Annotated in this window: 13 protein-coding genes and 2 pseudogenes; 5 read left to right on the forward strand and 10 right to left on the reverse strand. The window is 61.2% G+C overall.

What is annotated here, in order from left to right:
* Positions 1–63: 63 nt before the first annotated feature.
* Together SMCB_RS03230 and SMCB_RS03235 are read right to left on the reverse strand one after the other, a co-directional pair.
* A complete protein-coding gene (locus SMCB_RS03230; protein WP_045535018.1) occupies positions 64–1,200 on the reverse strand; it encodes an SMODS domain-containing nucleotidyltransferase in 1,137 nt (378 codons plus the stop codon).
* Positions 1,197–2,753: an SAVED domain-containing protein gene (locus SMCB_RS03235; protein WP_045535020.1), complete on the reverse strand. Its 1,557-nt coding sequence runs from the start codon at positions 2,751–2,753 to the stop codon at positions 1,197–1,199. Before SMCB_RS03235 ends, SMCB_RS03230 begins: the two co-directional genes overlap by 4 nt.
* 213 nt (positions 2,754–2,966) lie before the next feature.
* On the opposite strand from SMCB_RS03235, the pseudogene SMCB_RS12395 reads away from it, so the two are divergent.
* Positions 2,967–3,932, forward strand: a pseudogene (locus tag SMCB_RS12395) (IS481 family transposase); the annotation flags it as partial.
* A gap of 370 nt (positions 3,933–4,302) precedes the next feature.
* Here the strand turns inward: SMCB_RS12395 and SMCB_RS13070 are convergent.
* Positions 4,303–4,830 (reverse strand): annotated as a pseudogene (locus SMCB_RS13070) (tyrosine-type recombinase/integrase); the annotation flags it as partial.
* Between the two features lie 519 nt (positions 4,831–5,349).
* Here SMCB_RS13070 and SMCB_RS03250 point away from each other — a divergent pair.
* Genes SMCB_RS03250 through SMCB_RS12665 form a run of 4 tightly spaced genes read left to right on the forward strand, consistent with a single transcriptional unit; the run spans position 5,350 to position 6,990 of the window.
* Positions 5,350–5,679 (forward strand): type II toxin-antitoxin system PrlF family antitoxin, encoded by a 330-nt coding sequence (locus tag SMCB_RS03250; protein WP_045535023.1) that lies wholly within the window; start codon positions 5,350–5,352, stop codon positions 5,677–5,679.
* On the forward strand, positions 5,676–6,188 hold the full coding sequence (locus tag SMCB_RS03255) for a type II toxin-antitoxin system YhaV family toxin (RefSeq protein WP_045535025.1): 513 nt from the start codon (positions 5,676–5,678) through the stop codon (positions 6,186–6,188). Before SMCB_RS03250 ends, SMCB_RS03255 begins: the two co-directional genes overlap by 4 nt.
* Positions 6,188–6,379: a type II toxin-antitoxin system TacA family antitoxin gene (locus SMCB_RS03260; RefSeq protein ID WP_045535027.1), complete on the forward strand. Its 192-nt coding sequence runs from the start codon at positions 6,188–6,190 to the stop codon at positions 6,377–6,379. Before SMCB_RS03255 ends, SMCB_RS03260 begins: the two co-directional genes overlap by 1 nt.
* A 56-nt stretch (positions 6,380–6,435) precedes the next feature.
* Positions 6,436–6,990, forward strand: a complete 555-nt coding sequence (locus SMCB_RS12665) for a helix-turn-helix domain-containing protein (RefSeq protein WP_052468396.1) — start codon at positions 6,436–6,438, stop codon at positions 6,988–6,990.
* A gap of 172 nt (positions 6,991–7,162) precedes the next feature.
* Here the strand turns inward: SMCB_RS12665 and SMCB_RS03270 are convergent, their stop codons facing one another.
* The 7 genes from SMCB_RS03270 to SMCB_RS03300 all read right to left on the reverse strand — a co-directional run bounded on the left by SMCB_RS03270 (position 7,163) and on the right by SMCB_RS03300 (position 14,779).
* A complete protein-coding gene (locus tag SMCB_RS03270; protein WP_045535029.1) occupies positions 7,163–7,411 on the reverse strand; it encodes a hypothetical protein in 249 nt (82 codons plus the stop codon).
* 16 nt (positions 7,412–7,427) lie between these two features.
* Positions 7,428–8,636, reverse strand: a complete 1,209-nt coding sequence (locus SMCB_RS03275; RefSeq protein WP_045535031.1) for an XRE family transcriptional regulator — start codon at positions 8,634–8,636, stop codon at positions 7,428–7,430.
* Positions 8,633–9,289 carry a hypothetical protein gene (locus SMCB_RS03280; RefSeq protein ID WP_045537530.1) on the reverse strand — a complete coding sequence of 219 codons (657 nt, stop codon included), beginning with the start codon at positions 9,287–9,289 and terminating at the stop codon, positions 8,633–8,635. Before SMCB_RS03280 ends, SMCB_RS03275 begins: the two co-directional genes overlap by 4 nt.
* Before the next feature lie 160 nt (positions 9,290–9,449).
* The gene (locus tag SMCB_RS03285; protein ID WP_045535033.1) at positions 9,450–10,775 is read right to left on the reverse strand and encodes a 5-methylcytosine restriction system specificity protein McrC; all 1,326 of its coding nucleotides are present in this window, start codon (positions 10,773–10,775) and stop codon (positions 9,450–9,452) included.
* On the reverse strand, positions 10,772–12,562 hold the full coding sequence (locus SMCB_RS03290; RefSeq protein ID WP_052468397.1) for an AAA family ATPase: 1,791 nt from the start codon (positions 12,560–12,562) through the stop codon (positions 10,772–10,774). Before SMCB_RS03290 ends, SMCB_RS03285 begins: the two co-directional genes overlap by 4 nt.
* Positions 12,563–12,649: 87 nt before the next feature.
* Positions 12,650–13,120 (reverse strand): very short patch repair endonuclease, encoded by a 471-nt coding sequence (locus SMCB_RS03295; RefSeq protein WP_045535035.1) that lies wholly within the window; start codon positions 13,118–13,120, stop codon positions 12,650–12,652.
* Entirely contained in the window at positions 13,121–14,779 is a 1,659-nt protein-coding gene (locus tag SMCB_RS03300) for a DUF2357 domain-containing protein (protein ID WP_045535037.1), read from the reverse strand.
* Position 14,780: the final 1 nt, after the last annotated feature.

The following is a 14,780-nucleotide window of genomic DNA, read 5'->3' on the forward strand; positions in this document are numbered from 1 at the left end:
CGACCGAACGAAGACCACGAAGGCCACGCTCGATCGCGGACGGTAGGAGGACGGTAGTCGTGGTCACGCGAAGCGGCCGCTCCCCGGTGTAGCGGGCCCCGTGGGTGGGGTGTAGCCACGCCCTGATCCGCTTGATCCACCCCCATTCTCTGGCGGCTTCGGGAACTTGCTGCCGAATAATTCACGCCAGAGGTTTCCGCTCTCGGTACGGTCTTGCGAGTCGTAGGCGCGGCGAGCGAGGGCAGCGCCGTCCTTGACCTGGTCGTAGAACTTTTTGAAGTCGTCTACCGCAATCCGCTTGAACACGTCGTGAGTCGGCACGCCATAGTCCGGCAGTGTCGGCTTACCGCCGACCAGTACCGTCAGCTTGTACTCGGAGACGATCTTCTCCAGTGTTTTCACGACACCCTCAGCGACGCTCTCGATGTCGTCGGGGCAGCACTCACCGATGAGCCGCTCAAGCGGAAACCCTTTCGGATGCTTCGGCTCCTCGTGCTTTTCGACGCGCCACCACTTGATGGCTTTCACGACGTTAACGAAGTGCTTGCCTGTGCGGTTGTTCTTGTCGCGCGTCCATGTGATTTGCGCGAGCGGGTGGGTCGACTCCCACTTATTTGCGTCGCGATCCGGGATGCGAAGGGGCTGAGATTTCCACTCGGGCTCGTTCTTTGCCTCGGCGATGAGCGTTCGCGCATCGCTCCTGTAGCGGGAGCTGAGCCCGAGCCACGAGCGATGTAGTCGCCACTCGGGATCGTCTTCGAGGCTATCGTCAGCCGAAAGTGCCTCGGATCGGAGGATGCCCATTTCGGCCTCGGACGGTGCAGAGGTAAGGACGAGATCCAACTCGACATAAGACAGTTCGATACCAAACGACCGCCCCTGCTGTCGCCACTTGCCCTTGTAGTGCTTGTCTAGGAACGGCGTGAAGATGTCCATCGCCTTCGCAGGCGTGTACTCCTGCTCGGAGAGCTTCGTGACGACGATGATGTCGACATCGGATCGTCGGTCCCCCTTCGGACGAATCGCGGTCGAGCGTTTGTAGCTGCCCTGAAGGAAATCCGAGACTAGACACTTCTTCAGCCCCTCGTCAGCGTTGAGCCGGTCACGCAGCGTCTGATGCCCGGTCTTCAGGTCGTCGCGCATTGCCTTGGTGGGGCGGATGTCTTGTAGGAAACTAGCAAAATCAGCCTCAAGGATCATGGCGTGGCCTCTTGGTGTGCCGCGACGGCCTTCGCCGAGGGCGGTAGCGAGAAGGAAAGCTGGTAGGAGCCGTCACGCTCGATGCCGAAGTCGAACTCGTAGAGCGCGATTCGACCGAGGGCCTCGCGCTGTTGGCCGATGAAGAACATCAGCGCGTTGGGGCATGCGAAGAAGACGTGAACCCTGGCGGCTCGATTCGGACGGGCGCTCATCAGAAGCGCAGGCAGTGCGGCCGCAAGCTGGTAGGCGTGATCGGCGTCCTTAATACTCTGGGGCGATGGCCCGCCCTCCGGGCTCAGCACCACGAGACGTCGCACCGGCGGCGCTCCCGCCGACAAGAGGTAATTCTCTACGTCGACGCGAACGTCGTGGGTGACGGACAAGCAGAACGCCACGTCGTCCGCATCCGCGTTCTTCTCGATCATCTGCGGTGCCGCCCACGAGCCCCCCGTCGACGCGTCCTTGACCGGTCGCCACACATCGAGGTTCGGCTTCTGTATCGGCGCTGCCCTCACGCCGGAGTTGCGGCTCAACTCCCAGCCCGCAAGCAGCGCAAACGAGCCGTGGCACTCGAGGGCGATTACCGACTCTTCACCACGGAGACGTGCCTGATTGCTAAGGAATGAGCGTACCTGCACCGTGCTAGCCTCCCACGAACCTTCATCTGTCAGGTGGCGGCCGTCGAAGTTGGACGAGACGCAGACGAGCTCGTCCACCTCGGACTCGAGCCGCTCGGCGAAGCGCATGAAGCTCCGCACGCCGATAGCAAAGGGGCGTTCGGACCTCACGCTGCCCCCGAGTAGGAGCCCCTCCTTCTGGCACAACGTGCGGAATTCGGCCTCGTCGAACGAGTGCTGGCCGCTCATCAGGAACTGCTGCGCCAGGCTCTCGTAGGGGCACGCCGCGCGGTCAGCACTTGGAGTGCGGAGGCCAGCGGCCTGAAGAGTCGCGTAGACGTACGCCTTAAAATCGCGTCGACCGAAGTGTTCGAGCTGGAACCGCAACGTGCGCGCGAACGCCGTGAACGGCTCGACTTCGAGGCTCAGATGGGCGCGCCATTTCTCGCGGACCTTCCCGAGGTCGCCCTTCGCGCCATCCGTGAAGAACTTGGGTGGCAGCTCACCGTCGAACTCGCGCAAGAGACCAGCGAGCTTGTCGTCGTCCTTCCACCGCCAGTTGGACGCGAGGTGGAGCCGAAACGGGACGCGCCCCTGCGCCGAGAGACGGGCATAGGCCTTATAAAAGCGTTGAAGCAGCGAGACCTTCGCGCTGATGAACGAGGGATCGATCAGCGCGTCGGCGCTGTACGCATCGCGGTTGTCGACGTGGTACTTAAGCTGGAAATAGTCGGCACTCGCCTGCCAGCCGCCCGCGTTGACCCCAGGCGCTCGGTAGAAGACGGCGACATCGTCAACGCCAGCTGCGGCGTCGTGCTCGAGGATGACCCGTTCGACCAGAGAGGTTGGACGCAACAGGTCAGCTGCCTGCCGCCAGAAGAACAGCCCCTGGTAAACATCCCCTTCGGTTCTTGCGCCAACTTGGCCAAGTGCCACGATCTTCCTCCCTGCCTGAAATTTTGCCTTGGCTTCAGCCGCCCCTTGATGTAATGTAACATGTATCACATTACATTGTCACGTCACTAACCATGAGCATAGGTGTCGCATCCCCGATAATTGTATAGACTCGAAGCGTTATCCGCTGTTCATCGCTCGCGAGGCGATGAGGGCGCTGGTATACGATCTGACGCAAGCTCAAGGAGAGTCTACATGATGATAGCCCTGCACAAGAACGCGCGCACCACGCCCGCCATCCGCGCAGAAATCGCTGCCAGCAGCGCCAGTGCCGCCAGCCTAGCCCAGCGCTTTGGCATCACCCTAGCCACGGTCTACAAGTGGAAAAATCGCAGCAGCGTGCAGGACGGTTCGCACACCGCACACCGTCTTCAGACCACCCTCACGCCCGCCCAAGAGCATGTGGTCGTGCAACTGCGGCGCACCCTGTTACTGCCTCTGGACGACCTGCTTGCCGTCACGCGCGAATTTCTCTGCCCCAAAGCCAGCCGCTCTGGCATTGACCGCTGCCTGCGCCGCCACGGCGTGGGCAACCTCAATGCCCTCAAGCCCGCCACGCCCCGTGAGCCCCACAAGCGCTTCAAGAGCTACGAGCCGGGCTACCTGCACGTCGACGTGAAGTACCTGCCGCAAATGGCCGATGAGACAAAGTGGCGCTACCTGTTCGTGGCCATCGACCGCGCCACGCGCTGGGTGTACGTGGCGATCAAGAGCAACAAGACCGCAGCCAGTGCCAAGGCTTTCCTTGGCGCCTTGCACAAAGCCTGTCCGCTCAAGATTCATAAGTTGTTGACTGACAACGGCAAAGAGTTCACGGACAGGCTCTTTGCCTCCCGTGCTAGGCAGCCCACGGGTCAGCATGAGTTTGATCAGTTGTGCCAAGCCTTGGGCATTGAACACCGCTTGACCAAACCCAGAACGCCCAGAACCAATGGCATGGTCGAGCGCTTCAACGGCCGCATTGCCGATGTGCTCAAGACGCATCACTTCCACAGTGGGCAGGATCTGGAGCAGACCTTGATGCGCTACGTGACTTTGTACAACCACCAACTGCCACAGTCAGCGTTGAAGAGCAAAACGCCGATGCAAGCCATGAAAGAATGGTACGCTTCTCGCCCCGATCTATTCCACAAACGTCCGTATGATCGTCCGGGATGTGACAGGCTTGCAGCGCACGCAAAATGTCCAGCGCTTGCCGGGACAATGGCACCAAATGGGGGTCGCCGTTTTCCTTGCCGAACTTGTTGCGCTTCATTCGCTGGGCAGGAATTGTCCAAAGCGCCGCCTCGAAATCAATCTCGGCCCATGCCGCCGCCCGAAGCTCGCCGGGTCGCTGAAACAGCATCGGTGCCAGTTGCAGCGCCGCACGAACCGCTGGGCCGCCACGGTAGGCCTTGATCGCCCTCAGCAGCGTGCCCAACTGCTCGGGCTCTGTAATCGCTGCAAAGTGCCGCCCCCGGTAGGGCTGTAACGCTTTCTTCAAGCCTGCCGTTATGTCGTGCTTGACCCTGCCCTCGGCCATAGCGAAATGCCACACTTGCCGCGCCAGCATCAGGCCACGGTCGGCGGTCTCAATGGCGCCTCGGGCCTCGATCTTGCGCAGCACTGCCAACAGCTCAGGCGCTTCAATGTCGGTCATGCGACGCTTGCCAAGGTAGGGGAACAGATCACGCTCTAGCTGGCGCTTGGAGCGCACCGCGTGGGCCTCGCTCCATTGGGGCTCTTGCTTTTCGTACCACTCCAAGGCAACCAGCTCGAAGGTGTCGCCGTCGATGCTGCGCGCTTTGAGCTTGGTTTGCTGGCGCTGCTGCACTGGGTCTAGGCCTTCGCCTAGCTGCCGCTTGGCCTCATCGCGCCCGCGCCGTGCAGCCGTCAGGCCTACCTCGGGGTATGAACCCAGCGCCAGCCGCTTTTCCTTGGTGTCCAGCCGGAACTTGTAGAACCAGCGCTTGGAACCTGCCGGGGAAACTTCGAGGTACAGGCCGCCGCTGTCGGCTAGCCGTGCGCGTGGTTTATCCGCCGGGCAGCTTGCGTTTTTGCACTGTGTGTCGGTCAGCATGGGGGTACGCTTTCTCGTGATTGGTGGGTGCCGTTCCCCCTATGGAATGGATGCCGTTCCCCTCTGTGGGGGTAGCTATTCCCCCACGGGGGTAAAAAGGCCGTTCTGTGCCCCCCGATATTCCCCCGCTTTGGTCTGGCTGTCAATGCCCTTCGGTGTTCAATTCTGCTCTGTAAGGCTGTGATTTACCAATGAAAAAGGCCTCCAAGTGTTTGTTCTTGGAGGCCTTTGTTTGGTGTCGTGGTGGTGGAACACGGAACCGAACCCGCGTCCGTCATCTGAATAGGAGTCCGTCCGCAGGTCTCCAGTCCCGAATTTGGATCATTTGGCCGTTTCCGTGGACATCCGTCCGAACTGGAACAACCCCGGAGAGTGGGTTTTGAAGCGCTGTACTGGCTACCAATCGGCACTCGACTTTGCGGTTGGTCAGCCTTGATCAACAGGTAATGCACTCGCATTGACATGGCAAGGCGAGTGCATTACCATGCATGGCATTACCCTCTTTGATTGGAGAACGCCATGCCTGCCACCCTCGAAGTCGAATCCACGCTGACCGACCGCTACCAGACCACGGTGCCGGAGACGGTGCGTCGCGCCCTTCGACTCGGTAAGCGCGACAAGATCCACTACACGATCCGCCCCGGCGGCGAGGTCGTGCTGACGCGCGTCGAGGCCCCCGAAGTTGACGATCCGGTGCTCGGTCAGTTCTTGGGCTTCCTGGCGCGCGACATCACCAGCCATCCGGAGCGCCTGCAGGCCATCGACTCCACCTTCGTGCAGCGCATCCAGTCGTTGACCGGCGGCATCGAAATCGACATCGACGCCACCCTGTCGGCGGACGATGAATGAGCAGCAACAAGCCCGCGCCCCTGCTCATCCACGACTGGACTGTTTTCGCGCACCCGCTGTTTCTCGCGCAAATTGAGGTCATCGTCCAGCAGGTCGAGGTACTGAAGGAGAGAGACCCTGTCGGATATGTAAAGAAGAACGCCACCAAGAGGCTGGCGGCAATCGCCAAACTGGCATTCGATGTCATCCCGCAAGACCCGACGAGACCGGAGTACCGACAAGGCAATACGCTCGGCGACGACTACAGGCACTGGTTCCGGGCCAAGTTTTTCCAGCAGTACCGCTTGTTCTTTCGCTACCACGCACCGAGCAAGGTCATCGTGCTGGCGTGGGTAAACGATGAGGATACGAAACGCGCCTATGAAAGCGGGGACGATGCATACCGGGTGTTTCGGAAAATGCTTGCCAGCGGTCACCCGCCCGACGATTGGGATCAGCTACTGAAAGAGGCCAAACCTGCTGCCGACCGACTGCAGTCCAGCATGGGTTCACTGAAGGGGTTGGAGTGATGAACAACAGCCAGCAGACCAAAGAACCACAGGATCAAGTTCTATTCTCCGTCGACGCCGAAACTTTCCGGCAGTTTTGCGAGCTGCTGGATGCCCCGTCCAAGGACAACCCGGGACTGGCGCGACTCATGAAGTTGACGCCACCCTGGTCAAAAGCGGCTGACATCAAAGGTGCAGGCGAGACCATGTGAGCTTGGCTTCTTCGTCGAACAGCGTTGTCATGGGGTCATCTGTTCAGGAGAAAAAGATGCACTACCCCGTGATGACCGAAAAGCATTTGGCTGACCGTTGGCAGGTCAGCCTCAAGACGCTGCGACGCTGGCGGCTCGATGGCGAAGGGCCTGTGTGGCACAAGCTGTTCCGACAAGTGCGCTACCACGAAGCCGATATCCTCGAATTCGAGCGCCGCAGTGCACAGCACCTGATGGCGCTGCTCGGGATCAACCGGGAATTCAAACCCGCCGAGCCGGATGCGACCCTGGGCCAAGGTCTCGACGCCGAGGCTGAAAGTCACTACCTCACGGCCAAGGAAATTGCCGAGGCGGCATCACTGCCGATCCATCTGTTCCGCGATCAGGTTGAACGCAATCGCAAGTGTGTGCCACACCTGATGCTGGTCGGAAACCTGCGCTTTTCGCTGCAAGCGATTCTGGAATGGGAGATGGCCAACAGTGTGCCTGGCAACGCCGCTGCAGCAGCCGTCGAGGAAGTCGAAAGTCCGGTAGAACCTTCAGCACCAGCCAAGCGCTGGTACGAAATCGTCAGGGAACAGGAAGGAGAACGGTTCGATTCCGCACCGTAGCCTGAACAGATGTCCCTGCTTTTGGCCAAAAGTCCACCGTTTCGGCCATTTGTCCCCGAGGGGGAACACGGAACCGAAACCGCGTCCGCTTTCAGAACCAGATAGTAACGTATGGGCCTTGATGGCGTGGATTCGACGATTTGGCCATTTCGACAGGCGTCGTCTTCCAGCCTCAACGCTGCTTATTGGCCTGGGACAGTACCGAGGCCGCCAGTTCTTTCGTCTCTTTGGCGGATCGGTCGCTGGCCAAAACGCGTGCGGCCTTGTCTTCCATCTTGGCACCGGTCTGTTTGTCGCCGCTGCGCTGAGACAGTGCCGAAGCGGCCAGACTCTTGGCCACTTGCGACGAACTGCTGCTTTTCAGCGTTTCCGACGCCAGCCGACCAATTCGTGAGGACGTCTGCTTTGTGTTCTTGGACATCGCTGCTCCTTTTACATCAGGATTTGGAGACGGGCCGGAACGGCACCACCTTATTGCCTTGGGCTGGTTGGTCATCAACCTGCTTCTGGGTTGCTTTCAGTCGCGCAAACTCCACGACATTGGTTTTGCCCTGGAAGTAACCTTCGGGCAATCCGGCGAGTGCTTCCACGTCGCCCGCAGCCAGTCCGATGTGCCTCGGGATGGCGTCCAAAGGCATGACCTTCTCTTCGACCAATAGATCGATGGTGCGACGAAGCAGACGTGGCTGCTCTGGTCGACGGTCCTCGTCTCCGGGTTCCGATTTCGCACCCCACCGAGCAGAGCGGCGCTTGAAAAGCATCAGAGCGCCATCTTCATCCAGCATCTCAAGAGCCTTCAGCCGCATGATGATCGCTGCCGCCGATACGCCCCAACGGCGCTTCAGCAGCAACATGTCATCCAGGGTCGGAGGCACGCGAACTTCGCTGGCGAACGTTTCGGCGGGCAGCAAAAATGCGCCTGCGAAACGGTGTGCCTGCGCTTCCATCATTTTGTGGCGCGCGTTGTCTGTCGTGCGCTGAATGTGACGATGCAGGATCAGATGCCCGACCTCGTGGGCAAGATCGAAGCGACTGCGGTACCCATTGTTTTTGTCGGCGGACAAAAGAATGAGCGGTCGCCCCAATGCTTTACTCCAAGCCGATAGCCCTTCGATCTGAGCGATGCCGGTTTCTTCCCGGACGACGATCACTCCAGCGCCTTCCACTGCCAGCGCCAAGTCTTGAATCGCCGAACGGCCCAAACGCCACAGGTCCCGGCATTCGCTGGCAGCCTTCTCGATGTCCTCGTTAGTGATCTCTTCTGGATCGGTGTAATCCCGAGAGGGCAAATTGACATCGGGGTAGTCAACGTACTCCATCAGGGCAGCCGCCACGTCCTGGGCCCACTCAATGCGGGCCTCAAGCATGGCTCGTGCAGCGACGTGTGCTGACGCGTTGCTGCGAAAAAGCGGCAACGACAACTTCGCCCCGGGCACACGCGTAAACCATTCCGGCGTGACGTTGACCACGCCAGCAAGGCGTTCAAGCGCGTCACGCTCGGGCGCTTGCGTTCCTGCGCGCCACTTACTGATGGTCGCCGGAGACACATCGACCATCGAGGCCAGCTGGACTTGAGTCAGACGACGGGCCGCAAGAATTTGGCTAAGTCGATCTTTCTGAAATCCTTGTACACCGCCCCTGCTCATGATCCTGTTCCGTCTTTGTCTTGTTGTTTGCCAATGTTCTTCTTCAGCTTCGGCACAGCCAAATCGTCCTGGCCTGCTGTCGACTGCTGGTCGTAGCGCTTGATGAATGCGTCAATGGGTTCCCGGAAAAGCCAGCCTTGCATGTGGCGATCTGGGACCGCGATTTCGATGGAGACGGGTGTGTCCGGCTGGCTGTGCAGCGATCCTGCAAAGCAGGCCACGACGAATACAACCGCTTGGGATGGCTCCACGTAGCCTGAAAAGAGCCCGGGTTGAACCAGTGGCTCGATGGCCGCGTTTACCAGCGACATCTGTCTTCGGGTTTCGCTACGCCGCCCGCTGCTCCAGACCCCATACTTGGTGTTGAACCGTGCCAAGGTGAAGATCCCAGACCGGCCCGTGGCGATCTGATTGCCTCGCAGCGGTGAAGGAGATGCGTCCGCAACGGCGAGTGCGCGATGGAACGACTCATTCATATGGAAGTGACGCAACTGACCGACCACGCTGGGCAAGTGCCCGTCATCCATCCCGCGCGCTGCGGCAAAAGCACGTTGAGCGCCAACGAGCTTGGCTTCTTCGAGGCCCATGACAAGCTCACGCGGGATATTCCTCACGAGCAGGTCATTGATCGTTTCTTGGTTCGGCAGGGCCATTGGCAACTCCGTCATCGGATTTCGTTCAAGCGGATTCTATCATCAAATAGTTTCGCTTAAAAGAGAATTTTCAATAAAATGATGCGATTGAGGCTGTAGTCACCGAGACTTGTAGAGGCCAGATCCGCACCAGATCGAGGCACAAATGGTGACCAAAAATCTACGACGCGGCTGATAAAGCGACGGACTTGGCACTTTGCGAGAGCAGCGCACGCATCTTGGCCACTGCGTCGGTGGGGTTGTGGGGCAAAGTGGCAAAGCTGATCTTCTTCCTGTCATCAAGGCTCCACGGGCTGTTCTGCTCGGCATTGGGCGTATCAGGTTTTGATAGGTCGAAGGGATACGCCAAGAGGCCCCAGGTCTCTATTTCGACGGGTGCTTGAAAGCGTCCCAGGTAGGCGGCCATCTGGTACAGGTCGTCGCGTTGCGGCCCATTTGGTGAGCTGGCAGATGGATGGAGGGACTTGTACTTGGCATCAACTACCCCCTTGATGGCAGAGCCTGAGAGCAGGATGGCATCGGGTATCAATGTGCCCAGACCTTGGCCCGAGACATCGCTGTGGAGCAGTTTCTTAGTGGCTGCCTTCTCCCGGGTACCGTGAGTCACGGTTAGCGGTGCGGCAGCCTTGCGCAACACGCTGAGTACGTACATCTCCCACAGCTCCGCAACGTCAAGCAGGACGCCCTTTGCCTCACCACTGGCATCGACATCGGCGGCAAGACCTCTGCGGTTCGCAATCTGGCGGGAGAGTTCTGCGACGGGCGCAAAGCCCGCCGTGATCGGCGTGTAGCGAATCCGGTCGAGCTCGGCCTTCGTCGGCGCGCGTGGTCGCGCACCGGTGACAGCCATCAGATGGGGAAGGAGTTCCTTGGCACGCGTAGGCAGCCATTTTTCGTCTGGCACCCCGAGCCACCGTCGCAGAACCTCATAGGCGGCGACGATGGCATCGGACGCTGCGTGATCCAGCGATCGCTCTGAGCGTATGGACACGACCTGGCCTCCGCCTGCAGCGATCAACCGGAGCGACGCCGGGACGTCGAGCCGTCCTCGAATCGTCGGGCTCCTAGTGGCGACGTCACGGCGCAGTGCGGGCAGCCCGTGCCGAGCTGCCTCGACAAACCCGTGAGCCCATACGGATGCCAGGAGTTGAGCTATGAAGGACTCGTCCTCCCGCAGCTTTCCTGGTGCGTCGGTCAACACGACTGACGTCGCCTCGAAGAGCCAGTTCCGCAGCGTGGCCAGGCCGAAGCGCGGCTCGATGGTCAGACTGTTCCCCTCGAAGGAAAGCGAGCCGACGTATCTGCCGGCCCACCAGGTGCCGTCCCAGGCGCAGTAGACGACCGGCTCATCCTCGTCACGTTCGCCGGAGACCGGAACGACCAAATCCGTCGCGCGTACATTGGTCGCCAGCCGGCGAAGCCAAGCCGCCTCTGCAGCCGTCGGCTGCGAAGCGAGCGGCGAACAGTCCCGCGCGACGAGTTTCACTCGGCCACCGTGGGCTTGAGCAGAACCTTGGATAGCCGGTCAAGCTCCACGTTGCGCGCAGTCGCATCCAGCCCGGCGAGGTACTGCTCCAGCAGCGGGCAAAGTGACAGGCTCCACACCTGCACAACGGGCTCCAGGGCTTCACCCTTCTTGTTCCAGAGGTAGTTCTGCTTGCGCGTCGGCCGAGGGCCGAGGAAATTGCGCAAGAACACGACCACGTCGAGCAGGTAGGTGTGCCCGATCTCGTACTGCGCGCCGAGCAGCGGGCTGTCGTGAATCTCCCTGTTCAACGCCGCTGCCGCTGCGGCCAACTTGCGGAAGTCCGGTTCGATGCGATCCCAGTCCAGGCCCGACTTCAGGTCACTCCACTTGGCTTCGGCGGCACCGAGCAGAGCCTCGGCGTCAAATGGGCACAGCAACCACAGAAAGCGGCGGCGCAGCGCGAAGTCGATCTGCTCGATGGACTGGTCGATCAGATTCATGGTGCCGATCACGAAGAGATCGTCCGGGATGCGCAGCTTCATCGCAGCCCCATCACCGTCGCGGGCTGGAAGTTCAATGGTTTCGTTGCGGTCTTCAAGCAACGAGAAGCATTCGCCAAGCATCCGGCTCAAGTCGGTCCGGTTCATCTCGTCGAGGATCAGGACATGTGGCAGTCGCTCCGAGCGAGGCTTCTGCTCGACGTCCTCAATCAGCCGAGGCAGGTAGCCCGCCCGGTACTCAGTGCCCCCGCCGCTTGAAATGTGAAGGGCCCGGATGAAGTCCTCGTAGCTGTACGCCGGGTGCAACTGCAATCGGTGGACGTTGTCCTGGATTGCCGCAGCAACGACGGGCTGCGACTGGAAGTACCGAGCCGGCCCCATCTGGCTCAACGCGGCGGATCGGATGACCCGCTCCGCGAGCTTCTTTGCACGGAACGTCTTGCCCGTGCCCGGAGGCCCAAAAAGGACGATCTGCTTCTTGTGCTGGATGATCTCCAGGGGCGCTTCCTCAGACGCGCCTTCGCCGTCGTCGTACCACGCCTCAACGAGCGGTGACCAGTAGAAGTCAAGCTGCTGGTTCGGCAACAGCTTCTCGAGCTCGCGTCGGATGGCCAGGATCGCGCGGTCTTCGTCCTCCGGCTCAGAGTCGACCAATCCGGAGAACGCCTTGATTACCCTCCGCTTGTGATTGCCGCTCGCGATGCGCTCGAAGTGGTCCGGGAACAGGAGGTAGAGCAGCATGTGCCGCAGCTGCTTGGACTCCGCATCCTCGATGCTGTCGACGATCTCCTGAAAGAGCCAGGGGTCAGCCGCAACCAACGCCTGTCGATCTGCAGGCAACTTCTTCCATGCGATGACGAGATCGATCAGGAACGCGATCTCGAACGGTCGACGGGTGTTGTAGCCCTGACCGCCGCTGCCGATCCCGTTCGAGAAGGCACCGAAGACCAAGTGGGATTCTCGCAGGCTGTCGCCCGCCCAGCCGAGAACCTCGTTCACGACCTGCCGCTTGCGCGCACCGCCCACGCTGGATGGAAACAGGAAGTAGACGCACAGGATCTCCGCGGCCAAGCGAATAACTTCCGGTCCAGCCTGACCGATCTGGTCCTTGAACTTGACGATGAAGGACCGGTCGCCCTCGTCAGGGGTGGCGACGAATGCCTTGTGAATGCGTTCCAGGACATCCGGGCGCCAAACCGACGCATCGTCGAACAGCAGAGATCCGTCGCGCAGGAGACAGTTGGCGCGGAACGCCTCCGCCACCCGATAGATCTTGCTGGTGTCGTGTTCTGTGTGGCGGGCCATAGCTTGCGTATTCCTCACTGTGTCTATTAAAAGCAGGCCTGTCCGCTGGGACCCGCAGATTGTTCGGGTTGATCATTGAAATACCAGTCACCTCGAGCCAGCCCGCACAGATGAGATTTCGAACAGTTGCGTAACAGAGGCTTGAATGACCTGCGCAGCAAGATCAAGAACTGTCTTTTCACTCTGGCGACCCGGTCCGCGCAGCGCACACTCCCAGATCACGAGTACACGCCAGCCGCTGGCCTGCAGGGCTTCTATCGCCTTTCGGTCCCGGGCGACATTGCCTTCCAACTTCTGCGTCCAGAAGACGTGACGCGTCGCTGGCAGCTTCGACAGCGCGCAGCCATGCGCGTGCCAGAAGCAGCCGTGGATAAATACGGCGGTGTGGTACTTCGGAAAGACAAGGTCAGGGCGGCCGGGCAGCTTCCGGTAATGCAGCCGGTAGCGCAGGCCGCGCGCGTGCAGGCCGCGCCGGATCAGCATCTCGGGCTTCGTGTCCTTGCCCCGGATGCGGCTCATGTTGAACTGACGCTGTTCGGCGGTGAGCACGTCGGCCATTCACGCCCCCGCCCCTGCGTCCGCGACGATGGTGCGCAGACACGTCCGCAGATCGTCGCCGCTCATTCCCGGCCGTAGCGTCACCGCGCCGAAGCGGAATTTCTCTCGGTACTGCGGATGGAACAGCCGGCCTGGCACCGGGGTGTCCTTGAAGTCATCCTTCAGGGACGGCACATGCGGGGTGAGCAGGTAGGCCGCCGTGACGATGCCTTCGGTCTGGCCGCTTTCGGCCTCCTGCACGAGCGCGTCGCGATAGGTATGGATCGAATTCAGCGCATCGTTCAGGCCGTCATTGATGCGGTACTTGGCATCGAGCACGATCACGCGGCGCTCAGTAGCACCGGGCAACGGCCCGGCGAAGACGACATCGGGCACCATGTCGCGGCTGAAGCTGCCCACGCCGTCAGGCTCGACCCAGTATTCGCGGTATTTGCGCTGAAAGCACAGGACCCGGTCACCGCCGATCGGCACGATGACCGCGCCGGCGGCAATCGTCACGCCGCCTGCGGCATCGCTGAGGAACAGCCTGCTCAGGTCCACGCCTTCGGGACCGTATTCCTCGACGGCGGCGCGCAGCAGGCGCAGGAAGCACCACAGCTCGTACAGCTCATAGGTCCGGGCTAGCGGCATATTCAGGAAGTCGCCGAACAGCGCCGCAAGGCCCAGATTCATGTCCTGCCACAGGCGATAGAAGCGCTGATAGACCGGATCGTTTCGGAACAGCGAGGACATTCGCAGCTGTGCGGGCCCATCACCGACTTCCGCCATGAAACCCGCCCCGGCGGCATCGTTCAGGCGGCGCGCGATATGGCGGGCGCGGATGGCCCAGCTGCCGGCCGTGGTGACGATCTCGGGATCATCTTGGGCGCCGGTCCTGGCCAGCATGTCGGCCACGCCGGCCAGCCATGCCGCCCATGATCTGAGGCAGGCCTTGATCTGCCGGTGTTCTGGAATGTCGACGCTGTTCCGGCGCTGCCGAAGCGCGATCTGCGCCGGCAGGCGACCCTGCAGCGCCGCTGGCAGCCGCGAAGGTTTGACCGTTTCGGTAAGGATGACTCCGGACCGGAACGACTTGATGATCTCGGGGCCTGTGGCTCGGGATGCGCGGTGCGACGGCACTGTGACCTCTTCAGCGCGCAGGAAGTGACGCGGGGCGCGGGCAATGGCCGCAACCGTGCCCACAATCGCGTCGGCGCGGGAGCGAAGAAATTCAAGCCGGGCCAGCGGCGGGGCCCGGTTGCCTGGTTGGCGCGCGATGCCCTTGCGGAAGGCGCTGAGGGAGAACAGCGCGAAGGTGTCTTCCAGCACCTCGCGCACCATGGCGTCGAAATCGTCGCGGGTCAGCTTGCGCAGGTCCGGATCGGTCGTGATCTCAAAGCGCCGCGTCCCGGTGCCCGGGACCCGCAGCACTGCCTCGACCATGCCGGCATGAAATCCAGGTTGCCAGCGCCAGCGCGCCATGCGCGGCTGACGCGAGCGCAACGCTTCGGCCGGAACATCATCGATCAGCAGGTCGGCGGCGAGCGCGTCATCGCTGTCGCGCAGTTCAAAAAGGTAGGAGGCGCCTTCCCGAACCGTCCCCACCGGCACCGCATCCGGCATCGGCCAGACCTGCCATGCAGGTCCGCCGACTTCAGCCTGGATGAAGAGTGCCGCCATG

This window comes from Serpentinimonas maccroryi (assembly GCF_000828915.1).
GTDB classification, from domain to species: domain Bacteria; phylum Pseudomonadota; class Gammaproteobacteria; order Burkholderiales; family Burkholderiaceae_C; genus Serpentinimonas; species Serpentinimonas maccroryi.